Origin of the sequence: Enterococcus sp. DIV0876 (genome assembly GCF_050529585.1) — a bacterium.
GTDB lineage: Bacteria > Bacillota > Bacilli > Lactobacillales > Enterococcaceae > Enterococcus_D.
The window spans coordinates 999,993-1,014,738 of record NZ_CP172882.1; the positions used below are offsets into that span (position 1 = coordinate 999,993).

The following is a 14,746-nucleotide window of genomic DNA, read 5'->3' on the forward strand; positions in this document are numbered from 1 at the left end:
CTGGCACATTTTCTTGTGAACAACGCATCAAGAGGCAGTCTATATCAAAGAGCAAAGACAAAAAGAATAATGAATTTATAAAAAGAAAAACACGGTTGCTGAGAAGCAAGAAACGCATTGAGAAAATAAAAAGCTTTAGATAGAAAGCAGAAAGGTCAATATATGGCAAAACAAGAAGTCGGACATAACTTTTTGGCGCGATTAGGGAAAACAAAACTACGTCCTGGGGGCATTGAGGCGACCGATTGGCTCATTCAACAGGCAAAAATAGATAGTCAGACGAAAATCTTGGAAGTTGCCTGCAATATGGGAACAACAATGATTCACTTAGCAAAAACCTATGGCTGTGAGATTACCGGCTTAGATCAGAGTACGAAGGCATTGGAAAAAGCCAAACAAAATATTGCAAAAGAACAGTTAGGAGACAAGATCACCGTCGTTCAAGGCAATGCGCTGAAACTGCCTTTTGACGATGGCCAATTTGATATAGTGATCAATGAAGCGATGTTAACGATGTTAACAGGTGCAGCCAAAGATAAAGCAATCAATGAATATTTGCGGGTCCTAAAACCAAATGGGCTTTTATTGACGCACGATGTCTGTATTTTAGATGAAACAAGCCGTCATGAAATCTTGACTGGACTAAGCGAAACCATTCACGTGAATGTTGAACCGTTGACTTTAACAGAGTGGCAAGCTTGTTTTGCGGATAAAGGATTCACGGTTATGCAAAAATCTGGCACCATGTCGTTAATGGACCCTATTGGAATGGTGCGTGATGAAGGATTGATAGGCGCCTATAAAATCGTACACAACGGCTTAAAAGAGGAAAACCGAGAACAATTTAAAAAGATGTTTACTTTTTTCCGAAAAAACAAAGAAAAAATCGGATATGTCGCACATGTTAATCAAAAGAGAGGATGAGCAATCATGGAAAAATATCAAGGAACGGGTAAAATCAGTCATATTTTTGAATCAGACAATCAAGTTGTGACCAATCTGGTGTTGGAGGCAGGAAAAGAAATTCCAACCCATGATGCACCTTATACTGTGGTTGTTGTACCAGTCAAAGGCCGTATCATGTTTCGAGGAGAAGACTTTGAGGAAGAGATTTATCCAGGTGTGATCGTGAGAATGCTGCCGGATGAGCCGCATAGTTTAACGGCTTTGGCAGACAGTGAACTCATGGTGATCAAATCTCGCTTAGCTTAAATCGATCAACAGATTGTGCATACAGTGAAACAAAAAATAGGCGCGATAGTTTTAGGAGAGATAGATTTTTCTATTGATCCTAAAATTATTGCGCCATTTTTTTATGAGGAAACCGAGGGATGTAGCAGGTGAGAGAGGTTGATTGTTACGCTCTCTCTATAAACTATTCCATCCGTGTTCTTGTAAGGTTTCTTGAGCCACCATTCTTATATTTCTTACGCTAACCTCACAAGCCTTTGTTGACTCTTGTATCTGAGGTTGACTATCTTTTGGTTGTCACCGCAAAGACCGAATCCAATTATCCTTTTTTGCCAGCAGCTTGGCGAAACATATCTTCAATGACAATATCGAAAATCTCTCCCAAAGTCGCACAGTAAGATAGAACAAGCCAAGGTTCATTTGTATGAAAATGAATTTTGATCAACGTGTCATCTCCCACAATGAGTAAGCAATCTCCATCAAAATGGGAAAGAATGTAATCCGAAAGCATGTCTTCATTTAAATCGGTGCCTTCTAGCAATAGTTGCGTGTCATATCTATAATCTCCAAGTTCCATCGTTGTTCTCCTATCCAGCTATATTTTTACAGGTATGACATAACCCTAGAATGGTCATGTCATGGCTAGTGATCGAAAAATCATTTTCTTCTTCAAGTGCAGGAAGCATTTTTTTTAAAAAGCAATGAATCGGTATGAGCTTTTTGCAATTCGTACAAAGCATAAAATGTCTGTGGGTGCTATTTGCCAAGCAATAATAGGCCACTGTGTTGATGATGATTCTTTGAACCAAACCTAATTCTGTCAACTTATCCATGTTTCGATAAACTGTCGACAAATTCATTTCCTCGTTTCCAAGCATGTTATGTATCATGTCTGCGTTTAACGCTTGATTATCGTTTTGTCCAAATAAGTCGATAATCGCTTTTCGTTGTTTTGTCATACGCATGATTTATCACCTTCATTTCTTATCTTAACAATCATTATAAAACAATTGCAAATCATTTGCAATTAACTGTTGACGAACAGTTCTGTTTTCGTTTAAGATAGTTGCAAATGATTTGCAACTGAAACTGGGGGTCATTGAATTAGAAGGAGGGGGATTATGCGTGTCATACCAATCACGGTTTTAACAGGTTTTTTGGGTTCTGGGAAAACGACGCTCTTAAATCAATTAATGAAAAACACCGAGAATGAAAATGTTGTGATCATCGTGAATGAATATGGAGATGTTGGAATCGATCATGCATTGGTTTTAACAAATAATCAAGAACAGATTTTCCAAATGAATAATGGCTGCATGTGCTGTGTATTACGTGAAGATTTAATCGATATGTTTTTAGCCATCTTACAGGTAGCTGAGAAAGGGCCTGCGGCAATCGATCGCATCATTATTGAAACAAGCGGTTTGGCTGAACCGAGTCCTATCGCGCAAACAATTATTCGTACACCGCTGCTAAATGAACATTTTGTTGTTGATAGTCTGATCACTTTGGTTGACGCAAAAAATGGGTTCTATCAGCTCGAACAGTATCCTGAAGCGATTGAACAAGTGGCTTTTGCAGATAAGATATTTTTGACTAAAACAGATTTAGCTGATGCGCAGCAAATAAAAAGCATAAAAAAAGAGTTGATCAAAATCAATCCATTCGTTGATATAGAAACACTTGACTTGGAGGCTGTTGCTTATCAAGACATTGTTGGATTAGATTTATTTGATCGTTCGATCGCTGGCGCGAAAAAAGCAAAGACCGATATCGATCATATGATGAACAACTTTACAGAAAATCGGCATCAACACAAGACATATCACATACATGATCATCCGCATGAAGGCCCTATTCACGAGGCACATCACCATATCCATACAGCGGTAGATTCTTTTGTCATTACATGTCCAACCCCATTATCAGAAGCACAAGTTATCAGTTGGCTTCGCATGCTCATTTCCCAGTATGGTATGGATTTGATGCGCTATAAAGGGATTTTATGGATCGATGGGCTTCAATATCAAGTCGTATTACAAGGTGTTCACATGGCATATAAACTGGAAGAAGGACAGCAATGGGCGCAAGTGGCAGAAACAAAAATTGTGTTGATTGGAAAAAATCTGCCCCAAAAAGAAATCACTGAATGGCTCTTGCATGGACATCCAAAAAATATATCAGATAGGAAATGAAGGCGCGTATGGATAATCTATTTCTTTGGACTTGTTTTGGCTTTATGTGGTTAATGATTTTTGGTGTGATCTTGTATTATATAGGATTGGTCGATCGAAAGTATATCCGACATACGATGATTTTAGGCATGATCACGATTCTTTCTGCTGCTTTGTGTTGGTTGCTTATCGGCTATTCATTGAGTTTTTTTGGAGACATCCAACATAGTGTCCTATTCTTCCCATTCATGCCGGATGAGATCGTTTCGCTGGTTGTCCAATTGCTCTTTTGTTTATATGCGGTAGTCATGCTTATCGGTTCTATCTTAGAGCGAGGCAATTGGAGATACCTTGTATTCTTCGTCCCCTTATGGATTTTATTGATCTATGCACCGGTATGTTATGCGTTATGGGGAAATCAAAATTGGTTAAGTGAAATGGGGGTATTGGATTACTCTGGTGGCTTGGTCGTGCATGCGACTGCTGGAATAGGTAGTCTGGTTTTAGCAAAAACATTACCTATCCGCGCAAAAAAAGCAACAACAAGCGGCACCCAAGAAACACTGGCTTTTGTGGGCATGGTGTTCATCACTTTAGGATGGTTCGGATTTAATATGGCGCCTTCTGGGAAAATGGGGGAAGCTGCCATCCAAATTTGGTTGAATACCCTGATTTCCGTTATAGCGGGGGGATTCAGTTGGTTTGCCACGCAATGGATGTTGACGCAAAAAACGGATCCTTACGACTTGATGAATGGGATGATCGTAGGTTTAGTAGCAAGTACTTGTTCTGTTGGTTATGTAGGTGCTCGGACCTCTTTATTGATCGCGCTGCTTACGGGTGTCGCTTGTCCAATCGTTATCCAGCTGATTCATCGATATTTTCCAAGCATTGATGATGCGGGTGATTCCTTTGGGATGAATGGGATTGGGGGGATGATCGGCTCGATATTAACGGGTATTTTGGCAGAAAATGCCCACTTGCTCAGCCAATTGATCGGAACGGTAGTGGTCTGTCTTTGGAGCTTTGTTTTGAGTATAGCCATCCATTACTTGTTGAGGAAAATCATCGATGATGTGGATCGACAAATCGTGTCATAAACAAGCGATTGGACAAAAAAAGGCAAACGTGGAGGTCAAAGAGTGATTTTATCAGGAAGACAAATTAAAGAAGTGCAAAACGACAAAATAATTATCGCACCGTTTCATGAAGAACAAGTGAATCCTAATAGTTATAATTTACGGTTGCACAATCAAATCGGGGTCTATGAGGACCCGATTTTGGATATGAAAAGAAAAAATGCGCTTAAAATATTTACGATTCCTACATCTGGTTTTCTACTTGAACCGCACCGGTTGTATCTTGCAAGAACCATCGAGTATACGGCGACTGATTACTATGTCCCTATGTTAGAAGGGCGTTCGTCTTTGGGTCGCCTCGGCTTAAATGTTCATGTAACAGCTGGTTTTGGTGATATTGGTTTTTCTGGGTATTGGACATTGGAAATGCATGCGATTGCGCCTATTTGGATTTATCCTGGCGTGGATATCTGCCAGATTTATTATCACACGATCGAAGGCGACTATGATCTTTATCAAGAAAAATACGCAGGGAACAATGGATTAGAAGCGAGTAAAATGTACTTGGATTTTCAGGGAGGGAATTGAATGAAAGCAGAACGTGAAATTGTCATTATTGGTGCCGGAGCTGCTGGTGTTGGCTTGGGCGTTACATTTACTGAGCTGGGAATCACTGACTTTGTTATTCTTGAAAAAGGAGCAGTTGGAAACAGCTTTACCCATTGGCCGCAAGAAACAAGATTTATCACGCCTTCTTTCACTAGCAACGGCTTTGGCATGTCTGATTTGAATGCCATTGCGGTTGATACAGCCCCTTCATATACGTTGGGTAAAGAACGCTTATCTGGAATAGACTATGCAGAATATTTGCAACTCGTATCAGATGAATATCAATTGCCGATCGAGGGTCACTGTACTGTCAAATCCATCAAAAAGGACCAAAAGAAGTATTTGATTGAAACAACAAAAGGAACGATCCTTGCAAATTATCTTATTTTTGCGGTTGGGGAATTTTCTTTCCCAAATAAAACGAACATCGAAGGTGCGGACCGTTTTGGATTGCATTATGGAGAAGTTGATTCGTGGCGCAAGATCGAAGGCCGGCACCAAACGATTATTGGCGGCAATGAAAGTGCCATCGATGCGGCACTTGAACTAGCAAAATTAGGGAAAGAAGTATCTGTTTACACAAAGAGCTCGGGCTTAGATGCCAAAGAAGCAGATCCAAGTATAAGACTATCTCCACATACAAGACAAAAGTTTGTTGATTTACACGTGAATCAACAAGTTCCAGGAAGTATCAAGCTGTATACGTCGATGGAGATTCGAAAAATAAGTCGATCAGCTGTCGGTTACCAACTAATCACTGACACTGGCGCTTCCATCGCGATAGACAATCTACCCATTCTTTGTACTGGATTCGATAATGGCGCAAAAGTGTTGGCTTCATCGTTATTTGCCTGCAAAGAAAATGGCGAAGTGCGATTAAATCAGTTTGATGAATCGACAATTGCCGAAAATGTCTTTTTGACTGGACCAAGTGTACGGAATCAATCGGTTATTTTTTGTTATGTCTACAAATTCCGGCAACGATTTGCAGTGATTGCCAATGAAATTGCACAAAGGCAGGGCTACGCTTTGGATCAAAAAAAATTAGATTATTACAAACAGCAATCTTTTTATTTGGATGATTGCTCTGATTGTGAAGTAACCTGCGCTTGCTAAGAAAATAAAGCAAGTCAAGAGCAAATTGAGGGGAGCGTAGCTTCTTTAAGTGAGGAGTTTCATACAGTCACAGCTATAAATAGCAAAAGAGGATTTCATGAGACAGGCGTTGGGCTGTTTCATGAAGTCCTTTTGTTTATCTTTAAAGCCAAGCAAGGACTGCGTACGCGCGTGGTTATGTCGGGTAGAGACTTTGCCAATAAAGCAAAAATCAATGATTTGGTTTATTTCATTAGAAACATATTTACAAAAAACATTTTATGGTGTAATATTACACCATAAAATAAAAAGAAGGTGGAACAATGTTTCATTTAGAAGATTTGAAAGGCCAACTGATCGTCTCGTGCCAAGCATTAGAAAATGAACCTTTACACAGTTCGTTTATCATGGGCCGAATGGCTCTTGCTGCCAAAGAAGGTGGAGCAAAGGGAATCAGAGCCAATTCTGTAATAGATATCAATGAAATCAAAAAGAATCTAGACTTACCCGTGATCGGTATTATCAAGCGTGATTACCCAAATTCAAATGTCTATATCACGCCAACAATGAGAGAAGTGGAAGAATTGTTAACTACTTCAGCTGAAATCATCGCGTTGGATGCTACTAGTCAAAAAAGACCCAATGATGAAAAAACAATTGATTTAGTTGCACGTATTCACCAAGCGAATCGCTTGGCAATGGCTGATGTGTCAAATTTAGCTGAAGCAATTCAAGCCCAAAAAAATAATTTTGATTTGATCTCAACAACGTTGGCAGGTTACACACCCTATTCAAAAAAGACAGATACCCCAGATTTTGAATTGCTTCAAGAGATTGTCAAACAAGTAGATGTGCCCATCATCATGGAAGGGCATACAGATGATCCATCGCAAGTGACCAGAGCGTTAGAATTAGGCGCATTTTCGGTCGTTGTGGGTTCGATCATCACAAGACCGCAATTGATTACGAAACGGTATGTTGAAGCGACCAAGAAGGTAGTGAGAAAGATAAATGATGAAGAATAAATTATTAGTCTGTGATTTAGACGGTACATTATTGGATGAAAATGGCCGAATTGATGAAGAGAGTTTAGCAAAAATCAAACATTTTTGTGAGGACGGGGGTCATTTTGTTATTTGTACCGGTCGTATGGATACAGATATCCAATATATTGAGAAAAAGCTAGGGTTCAAGAGCGAGTTTCGCATTAGTCAAAATGGGGCTGTGATTTATGATCAGCAAGAACAGCTTATATATGAAACAATTCCAGCGCAATACATTCCAACATTGAACCAAATCATTTTTGGCATGGGGTTGCGGACCGAAGTATCAAATGTGACGAATCGTCTTTTTCCTAGTCCGAGGAACCCAGAAGATGTTGCAGAATTCGTGGATTCATCGATTGTCATTGAAGACTTAGCCAATTTTATATTGAATCAAGAGAAGAATCCGACGATTTATCTGACATTCGGGGAAGAAGCACAGTTTAAAGAGATACGAAAAAAAATCGAAAAGGCCTTAGGTAAGGAAGCGGTCAATATCGTTATGACTAGTCCTAGTTCATTGGAGGTTTTTTCCAAAAAAGTATCAAAAGGTATAGCTGTAGAAAAAGTGATGAAACAATTGCAGATGCAGCGAGAAAATACCTATATTGCTGGGGATGCCCAAAGCGATATCCCAATGTTTCTAGTGACACCCCATTCATATGCTGTCCAAAATGCCGAACCAGAAGTAAGAGCACAAGCTGCATTTTATGTCGAAAAAGTTGCAAAAGTTGTTGATAGAATTTATCAGGGAAGGTGATTGAATGTTAAAGTTGGTATATGTTCCATTAGATGAACGTCCGTGTAATGTTGACTACCCCTTGCATATGTTAGCTACTTCTAAAGAGATTCAATGGACTGTTTTGCCCAAAAAAATGATGGGGTACAAAAAAAAGGCCAGTGATCTTCAAGCAGTCTGGCACTTTATCAATGAAGCTGCACAGGTCAGTGATGTAGCAATCATTTCAACTGAAATGAGTCTTTATGGCGGGTTATTGCCATCTAGGCTGCATCATTTTAAAGAAGCAGAACTGGTGACATACGAAGAACGGCTAAGAACTTTAAAAGCCAACAACCCAAAATTGAGAATCTACCTATCAAATTTGATTATGCGTACACCTAAGTATAATAGTGCAGATGAAGAGCCTGATTACTACGAGCAATACGGTGAAAGGATTTTCCGTTATGGTTGGCTGAAGGATAAAGCAGAAAGAGAATCATTGAGTGAAGACGAAAATCAAGAACAAAGCATGCTAAAACAACAACTTCCTCCAGAGGTGATTCATGATTATGAACAACGCAGATTATTTAATGTTCAAGCGAATCTTTTGAATATTCGACTAGTAGAAGAAGGGGTTATCGACTTTCTAGTGATTCCACAGGATGATTCAGCTCCTTATGGCTATACTGCGATTGATCAAAAGAAAGTATATCGTGCAATAGAGGCAAAAAATTTAAAGGATCAAATCATGGTTTATCCAGGAGCTGATGAAGTAGGCTTTACCTTGTTGGCCCGTGCGTATAATCAATATAAGAAAAAAACGCCTACGGTATTTGTGGCATTCTCATCAACCTTGGGGCCAGATCTGGTACCGTTATATGAAGATCGTATTATCAATGAAAGTTTAAAAGCGCACATTATGGCCGCTGGCATGAGACGAACAGAAGACCGGCAATCAGCAAATTATTTTCTTGCCTATAATACGCCTGGAAAAGTCATGCAAGAATCTTGGGATCAGGTTGAGTCGAGGGATGTCACATACGATTCATATCGCCATCTTTTGACATTCGTAGATGAAATTGAACAAGCGGCGGTGTCAGGCGCAACTATTGGTATTTGTGATAGCGCTTTTTCCAATGGGGGGGATCTTGAATTATTGCGCCTGTTAGATAAGAAAGGCTTGATCAATCAGTTAGCGGTCTACAAAGCTTGGAATACCAATTGTAATTCTTTAGGTAGTACTTTGGCTGCTCTTTCAATGATCGATGAACAGACAAATCATGCACAAGTAAGGGATAATTTATACGGCAATTTCTTTGATGATGTCTTTTACCAAGCGATGATTCGGATGGATATCAATAAAAATGATTTGCCGCAGCTCGGTATCAATTATTTTGACCTGAAAGACCAAGCGGAATTGGTGATACAAAAGGTGGAAAATGAGATGAAACATTTAACAAAACAGTATTTATCAAGTTCCATTAAGGGGAAAGAAATCCATTTTGTTGAATTGTCCTCCCCATGGAATCGGATGTTTGAAATAAATTGTCAAGTTAGAGTGACGGAAGGAGAATAAAAATGAACACGCAGTTTGTTGATAAAATGATGGTATTTGCAAATAAATTCTCGAGTCAAAGACACATTGCTGCTATTCGTGATGGTTTTGTGGCGCTGATACCGATTACGATCATTGCTTCTTTTTGGGTATTGATCAACAACCTTATCTTAAGTCCAACAAATGGATTGTTAAAGAATATTGATGGTGCTGTTCGGTGGATGGATATCGGGAATCAAGTATATAATTCTTCGTTAGGCATATTGGCTATTTTAATTGCGGCAACAATTGGATATAAATTAGCAAGTAGTTATCATGAAGACGGACTTTTTGGTGCTGTAATGGGGGTAATTTCATTCTTCCTTGTTTTACCCGCACAAAATGCGATCACTGATACAAATGGCGAAAGTGTGATGGCTGCAGCATTTACACAAACACAGACTAGCGCTACTGGTATGTTTTTAGCGATTATTGCTACCTTGATCTCAGTCACACTCTTAGCCAAATTCTCAAAAATGGACGCGCTAAAAATTCGCATGCACGAAAGTGTTCCGCCTTCCATAGCGAAATCGTTCAATGTGTTGATTCCGGCGTTTATTACGACAACGATACTTGGCTGTTTAGAGGTAATGGTGGTTTGGTTTGCACACACAGATATTCCAACCTTAGTGACTAAGTTTTTCCAAGCACCGCTTGTTGCCTCTTTCCAATCGATTGGCGGCTTGTTGCTTTATGTATTTCTCAGTAATATCCTATGGGCTTTTGGTTTGCACGGTACCTTTATTTTGGGCTCCATCGGTGAACCAATCATGATGACGGCTATTCAGGAAAATATGGACGCCTTAAAAAACAATACTGAACTACCAAATATTGTCACGAAACCCTTTCTTGATTCTTTTGGCTGGATGGGTGGAGGCGGAATGATCATCTGCTTAGTAGTGGCGATATTCATTGGTTCTAAGCGATCAGATTATCGTTCGATCACAAAGGTTGGGTTGATTCCCTCTTTATTCAATGTGAGTGAACCATTAATGTTTGGGATTCCAGTCATCTTTAATCCACTTTTAGGGATTCCTTTGGTGATTGTTCCTATGGTTACAACAGGAATTGCTTATTTTGCTACAAGTTTGGGTTGGATTGCGAAGACTTCTGTTTTGATTCCATGGACAACGCCTCCAGTATTGTCAGGCTATCTAGCAACGAACGGCGATTGGCGTGCAGCAATCTTACAAATCGTCTTATTGATTGTAGGCGTCTTCATTTATTTGCCATTCGTCTTAATGACAAATAAAGAAAATGCCTAGTTGATTTCAAATAATAGCACCAATCTCTACACGCTTACGCATCATTGTAGGCTTTGGAGATTGGTTTTTTATTATTTTTGAAAATCCCTCGGCTTTTGTTATAATCATGCTATAAGAAGGAGTGTGCTGTATGGATTTATTAGCAATGATCAGTAGCTATTTTCCAGCTTTAAGTAAATCTGAAAAGAAAGTGGCGCAATTGATTTTAAGCAATCCAGATGAAATTGAAAATCTTTCGATCAACGAACTCTCAGCCATGGCTGGTGTGGGTGAAAGTACAATTGTTCGTTTTGCTAGAAAAATTGGGTTTTCTGGTTTTCAGGATTTAAAGCTTGCGCTAGCCAAGTATCAAGCCATTGTCATCAAAAAAGACAATGACAAAGATGCGGGTGAAAAAGAAATCGTTTATCAGCAATATACAGATAGCCTAAGCGAAACGATGGGTTTTTTGGAAGCAGACCAAATTCAAGAAGTTGCAAAAGCAATGCATGAAGCAAACCGAATTTACATACTGGCAGTCGGCAACTCCGGTCTTGTCGGGATGAATTTAAGCAATCGTTTGAAACGATTGGGCAAATGGGTCGAATTTGTTCAAGACGGGCAATTACAAAGTATTTATGCAACGATGACAAATGAACATGATCTGGCTTTTGCTATCAGTACATCGGGAAATACCGATGAAGTGATCATCAATGCAGAAATGGTAAAATCTCATGGGGCAAAGCTTGTATCTATCACAAATTACAGGGGATCTAAACTAACTGGGATCAGTGATTGGGTTTTAATCGCTTCTTCAAAAGAGTTTATCTCAGATGCAGGTTCCTTTGCAGCGATGATCAATCAGATGTTTATTATTGATGTACTGGCGAATGAATTGGTGAAACTTGATCCGGACAACTATCATGCATTACGCATGAAACGCAATGAAGCGTTGATGAATCGATTGAACTGACCCCACTGAGATGGGTAAGCTTGTCTGAATCATCTTGCAAAATCAGCTGTTTTTTCTTTTTTGTTGCATATTCGCGGCACTAAACGCGGCACTAAATAAGTATAGAAGTGGATTTCTTTTAGTGATCTTTTTGTGAAACCCACCATCTTAAAAAAAAAATGTTATCTATTGCACCTCGTTATTTTTCGATACAGTGATACATGGAGCGATCCTTGCTTGGTACGAATTTGTTCTAGTCGACTAAATTTTACCAGTTGGAGTGGCTCCTTTTCTATTTTTAGACAAAAAATAGCTGTAGATACACAGCTGTTTGTCATGCCTATGCACGATAGCCGAATCATTGGATAGCTAATGGTGGCATCTTACGGTCATTTCATGTGTCAGTGTCACGGTTTGTGGTAGGTAGCAATCGCTTATTCTGAGTAAAAAAACTTGGCATTTACAGATGGGGTTGCTAAAATGAGATGATTTTCATAATCAAAAGAATGTATTGCCAAGAAAACAGACCGGACTTACAATGTGAAAACGAGCTGTTTTCTGAAAATAAGTAAAGATTTACATTTTTTGGGTGTAACAAAAAATAAAAAGGTATAGAATAAGTATGCATGGCAAAAGGGTAGTCTAGGACGCATAAAGATACTCATTTGTGGTGCAATAGTTGTTCATGGTAAATGATCGAAAAAAAGAATTCAAAAAAGGATTGAAAAATGAATATATACGTATTGATCGGAATAATTGTTTGGTTGTATTTGTTGTCGGTGATGAAGCGTTCCAAACTCACGGCTTTTTATTATATTCTGGGAAGTGTCGGCCTGTTTTATTTACTGATTCTCTTCAGCCGTCCCTATTGGGTCTGGTATTTGACACAATTGGTCATCAAAGCAGTTGATTTGTTTGGCTCCTGGTTCCATATGACCGAAGATTTTAGCCAATATAGCTTGATTGTGATTCATAGTGCAAAAGAGCAAATGAATTTGTATGTGGATTATGAATGTTCGGGTGTGATCGAAACAGCAGCTTTTTTGGGCTTATTGACCTTTTATCCTTTATACAATCGACAAGAAAAAGTTTTTTATGCCCTCTTTGGCACTTTCTGGATTTTTGCAAGTAATGTCATCAGGTTGCTTTTTGTCGTGGCTTTCGTTCATTTTGGCGGCAGTGGGACCTATTTCTTAGCCCACTCTATTTTGGGTCGTTTGGTCTTTTATGGATTAGTGATCACATTGTATTACCATACGTTCACGTATTCTCAAGTGGCCAAAAGTTTATATGAAAAGAAGAATCGCTTGTTTGAAAGAGGGGGGCACTGATGGATTATCTTTTGAATTTAACTTTGACACAGATGGGTTTTTGGCTCACGTGGCTGTTGATTCCATTGCTTGTGGAGATTATTCCAGGCATATATTCAACTTGTTATTTATTTGTGAAAAAATTTCAGAAAAAACAGCTGGATATTCCTGAAAAACTCCCCTTTATCTCAGTAATCGTACCCGTCTATAACTCGGCGGCTACATTGTATGACTGCATTCGTTCCATAGATGCGTCTACGTATCCTAACGAGAATATCCAAGTTCTCTTAGCAGACAATGGGAGTACGGATGACAGTTTTGCTGTTTTCAATGAGGCACACAATCAGTTCAATCAATTGAATATGCATTGGATCCGTACTGAAAAAGGCAAAGCACAAGCATTGAATTCTGCAATCTATGAAAGCATCGGTACGTATATCATCAATATTGATAGCGATGGATGCTTGTCGCCTACGGCATTGATGAATATGGTGCTGAAATTTGAAAATGATTACAGTATTTCTGCAATGTCTGGCACGGTCCTCACACAAGAAGAAGCAATCAAGAACACCAAATCACCGTTGATTCGCTGGTTGCAAAAAAGTGAGTATATTGAATATGCACAGTCCTTTTTGGCGGGAAGGAGTGTAGAGGCACTGACGAATCAGCTGTTCACAATGGCAGGTGCTTTCTCTGGTTTTAGAAAAGAAGTACTGATCAACACATATCTCTACAATACAGATACTTTAGGCGAAGATACAGACATGACCTTTCAGATCCGACATCGTCTGAAAGAAAAAGTATCCTTGTGCGAAAATGCTATTTTTTATGTTGAACCGGTCCAAAGTTTCGACGAATTGTATATCCAAAGACAGAGGTGGCAACGAGGCGAAATGGAAGTAGCCAAAGCTTTTTCCGATGAACAAGTTGGTTTGGGCCATTTCTTTAAAAACTTTTTGGTGCGTCGTCTGATCATTGACCATACCTTCATTTTCCCCAAAATGATCTGGCTATTTGCTAGCGTCGTTTTATTGTTTTTTGGCTATACTGCCAAGATATTGTTGTTGTCCTATGTACTTATTTATCTGCTTTATTTCTTTGATTCACTGCTTAAGTTTATCAGTATTTCATTGCTGTTGAAGTCTTTCAAATCCGACCAGAGATTCTATTTGAAACTCTGGCGACAAGTGATTACTTTTCCATTGTATAATTTCCTTGTTTCATGGTTTCGATTGATTGGGATCATTAACGGAATCACTTCACCCGCAAAATGGAATACAACCTCTTTTTCCAAGGAAATGACCCAGATAAAAGAAACCATCACCCACGATATAACCAAAATAAGAAAGAAGTGAACACCAATGGCAGAAAAACGCTGTATCTATAAATTCAAATCTCATGTCAATGCGAGTCACGCAATGCGCTGGGAAGGGGGAATGGGTGCCAAGCATAATCATACATGGGAAATTATTTGTGAAATCGAGTCCTATGGGAATGAGATGCATTTGTTCGAAGAAATAGAAGGAATTCTAAAAGATTTCTTCCAACCCTTTTCCGGTAGTTTCTTAAATGAAGTGCCCCCATTTTTGGAAATCAATCCATCCGTTGAAAATGTGACCAATTATTTCTATGACCAATTATCCCTGAGACTGGCAACGATCCAAACGGAGTTGATTCGGATCGAAGTAGGTGAATCGCCTACTCGATTTTATTGTATCGAAAAACAAGCATAGA

The 14,746-nt window shown here is 39.1% G+C and carries 16 protein-coding genes; 14 read left to right on the forward strand and 2 right to left on the reverse strand.

The window, feature by feature from the left end; genetic code table 11:
• Positions 1-162: 162 nt before the first annotated feature.
• Positions 163-924 (forward strand): class I SAM-dependent methyltransferase, encoded by a 762-nt coding sequence (locus tag IGI41_RS04650; protein ID WP_430611690.1) that lies wholly within the window; start codon positions 163-165, stop codon positions 922-924.
• A 6-nt stretch (positions 925-930) separates the two neighbouring features.
• On the forward strand, positions 931-1,212 hold the full coding sequence (locus IGI41_RS04655) for a cupin (protein ID WP_430611692.1): 282 nt from the start codon (positions 931-933) through the stop codon (positions 1,210-1,212).
• Positions 1,213-1,510: 298 nt separating this feature from the next.
• On the opposite strand, the gene IGI41_RS04660 is transcribed toward IGI41_RS04655, so the two are convergent.
• Positions 1,511-1,768 (reverse strand): kinase to dihydroxyacetone kinase, encoded by a 258-nt coding sequence (locus IGI41_RS04660; RefSeq protein ID WP_430611694.1) that lies wholly within the window; start codon positions 1,766-1,768, stop codon positions 1,511-1,513.
• A 10-nt stretch (positions 1,769-1,778) separates the two neighbouring features.
• A complete protein-coding gene (locus IGI41_RS04665; protein WP_430611696.1) occupies positions 1,779-2,156 on the reverse strand; it encodes a Fur family transcriptional regulator in 378 nt (125 codons plus the stop codon).
• Positions 2,157-2,312: 156 nt separating this feature from the next.
• Between IGI41_RS04665 and IGI41_RS04670 the strand changes: the two genes are divergently transcribed.
• The 12 genes from IGI41_RS04670 (at position 2,313) to IGI41_RS04725 (ending at position 14,745) form a co-directional block, all read left to right on the forward strand.
• Positions 2,313-3,386: a CobW family GTP-binding protein gene (locus tag IGI41_RS04670; RefSeq protein WP_430611698.1), complete on the forward strand. Its 1,074-nt coding sequence runs from the start codon at positions 2,313-2,315 to the stop codon at positions 3,384-3,386.
• Positions 3,387-3,394: 8 nt separating this feature from the next.
• Complete coding sequence (locus tag IGI41_RS04675) at positions 3,395-4,465, forward strand: ammonium transporter (RefSeq protein WP_430611700.1); 1,071 nt, start codon at positions 3,395-3,397, stop codon at positions 4,463-4,465.
• A 42-nt stretch (positions 4,466-4,507) separates the two neighbouring features.
• Positions 4,508-5,032: a dCTP deaminase gene (gene dcd, locus IGI41_RS04680; protein WP_430611702.1), complete on the forward strand. Its 525-nt coding sequence runs from the start codon at positions 4,508-4,510 to the stop codon at positions 5,030-5,032.
• Entirely contained in the window at positions 5,033-6,169 is a 1,137-nt protein-coding gene (locus IGI41_RS04685) for an NAD(P)/FAD-dependent oxidoreductase (RefSeq protein WP_430611704.1), read from the forward strand. It abuts the gene before it with no gap.
• 302 nt (positions 6,170-6,471) lie between these two features.
• A complete protein-coding gene (locus IGI41_RS04690; protein WP_430611706.1) occupies positions 6,472-7,173 on the forward strand; it encodes an N-acetylmannosamine-6-phosphate 2-epimerase in 702 nt (233 codons plus the stop codon).
• On the forward strand, positions 7,163-7,951 hold the full coding sequence (locus tag IGI41_RS04695) for a Cof-type HAD-IIB family hydrolase (RefSeq protein WP_430611708.1): 789 nt from the start codon (positions 7,163-7,165) through the stop codon (positions 7,949-7,951). The genes IGI41_RS04690 and IGI41_RS04695 overlap by 11 nt, the downstream gene beginning before the upstream one ends.
• A 4-nt stretch (positions 7,952-7,955) precedes the next feature.
• On the forward strand, positions 7,956-9,488 hold the full coding sequence (locus IGI41_RS04700) for a DUF4127 family protein (protein WP_430611710.1): 1,533 nt from the start codon (positions 7,956-7,958) through the stop codon (positions 9,486-9,488).
• Between the two features lie 2 nt (positions 9,489-9,490).
• Complete coding sequence (locus tag IGI41_RS04705) at positions 9,491-10,771, forward strand: PTS sugar transporter subunit IIC (RefSeq protein ID WP_430611712.1); 1,281 nt, start codon at positions 9,491-9,493, stop codon at positions 10,769-10,771.
• A gap of 130 nt (positions 10,772-10,901) precedes the next feature.
• Positions 10,902-11,723 (forward strand): MurR/RpiR family transcriptional regulator, encoded by an 822-nt coding sequence (locus IGI41_RS04710; protein ID WP_430611714.1) that lies wholly within the window; start codon positions 10,902-10,904, stop codon positions 11,721-11,723.
• Positions 11,724-12,430: 707 nt separating this feature from the next.
• Positions 12,431-13,033, forward strand: a complete 603-nt coding sequence (xrtG, locus tag IGI41_RS04715) for an exosortase family protein XrtG (protein WP_430611716.1) — start codon at positions 12,431-12,433, stop codon at positions 13,031-13,033.
• Entirely contained in the window at positions 13,033-14,367 is a 1,335-nt protein-coding gene (locus IGI41_RS04720) for a TIGR03111 family XrtG-associated glycosyltransferase (RefSeq protein ID WP_430611718.1), read from the forward strand. Before xrtG ends, IGI41_RS04720 begins: the two co-directional genes overlap by 1 nt.
• Positions 14,368-14,373: 6 nt before the next feature.
• Positions 14,374-14,745 carry a 6-carboxytetrahydropterin synthase gene (locus tag IGI41_RS04725; protein ID WP_430611720.1) on the forward strand — a complete coding sequence of 124 codons (372 nt, stop codon included), beginning with the start codon at positions 14,374-14,376 and terminating at the stop codon, positions 14,743-14,745.
• Position 14,746: the final 1 nt, after the last annotated feature.

Coding starts and splice junctions, on each gene's coding strand:
- IGI41_RS04655 (WP_430611692.1), top strand. CDS start 931: ATGGAAAAATATCAAGGAACGGGTAAAATCAGTCATATTTTTGAATCA.
- IGI41_RS04675 (WP_430611700.1), top strand. CDS start 3,395: ATGGATAATCTATTTCTTTGGACTTGTTTTGGCTTTATGTGGTTAATG.
- IGI41_RS04705 (WP_430611712.1), top strand. CDS start 9,491: ATGAACACGCAGTTTGTTGATAAAATGATGGTATTTGCAAATAAATTC.
- IGI41_RS04690 (WP_430611706.1), top strand. CDS start 6,472: ATGTTTCATTTAGAAGATTTGAAAGGCCAACTGATCGTCTCGTGCCAA.
- IGI41_RS04665 (WP_430611696.1), bottom strand. CDS start 2,156: ATGCGTATGACAAAACAACGAAAAGCGATTATCGACTTATTTGGACAA.
- IGI41_RS04700 (WP_430611710.1), top strand. CDS start 7,956: ATGTTAAAGTTGGTATATGTTCCATTAGATGAACGTCCGTGTAATGTT.
- IGI41_RS04660 (WP_430611694.1), bottom strand. CDS start 1,768: ATGGAACTTGGAGATTATAGATATGACACGCAACTATTGCTAGAAGGC.
- IGI41_RS04670 (WP_430611698.1), top strand. CDS start 2,313: ATGCGTGTCATACCAATCACGGTTTTAACAGGTTTTTTGGGTTCTGGG.
- IGI41_RS04685 (WP_430611704.1), top strand. CDS start 5,033: ATGAAAGCAGAACGTGAAATTGTCATTATTGGTGCCGGAGCTGCTGGT.
- IGI41_RS04650 (WP_430611690.1), top strand. CDS start 163: ATGGCAAAACAAGAAGTCGGACATAACTTTTTGGCGCGATTAGGGAAA.
- IGI41_RS04710 (WP_430611714.1), top strand. CDS start 10,902: ATGGATTTATTAGCAATGATCAGTAGCTATTTTCCAGCTTTAAGTAAA.
- IGI41_RS04695 (WP_430611708.1), top strand. CDS start 7,163: ATGAAGAATAAATTATTAGTCTGTGATTTAGACGGTACATTATTGGAT.
- IGI41_RS04720 (WP_430611718.1), top strand. CDS start 13,033: ATGGATTATCTTTTGAATTTAACTTTGACACAGATGGGTTTTTGGCTC.
- xrtG (WP_430611716.1), top strand. CDS start 12,431: ATGAATATATACGTATTGATCGGAATAATTGTTTGGTTGTATTTGTTG.
- IGI41_RS04725 (WP_430611720.1), top strand. CDS start 14,374: ATGGCAGAAAAACGCTGTATCTATAAATTCAAATCTCATGTCAATGCG.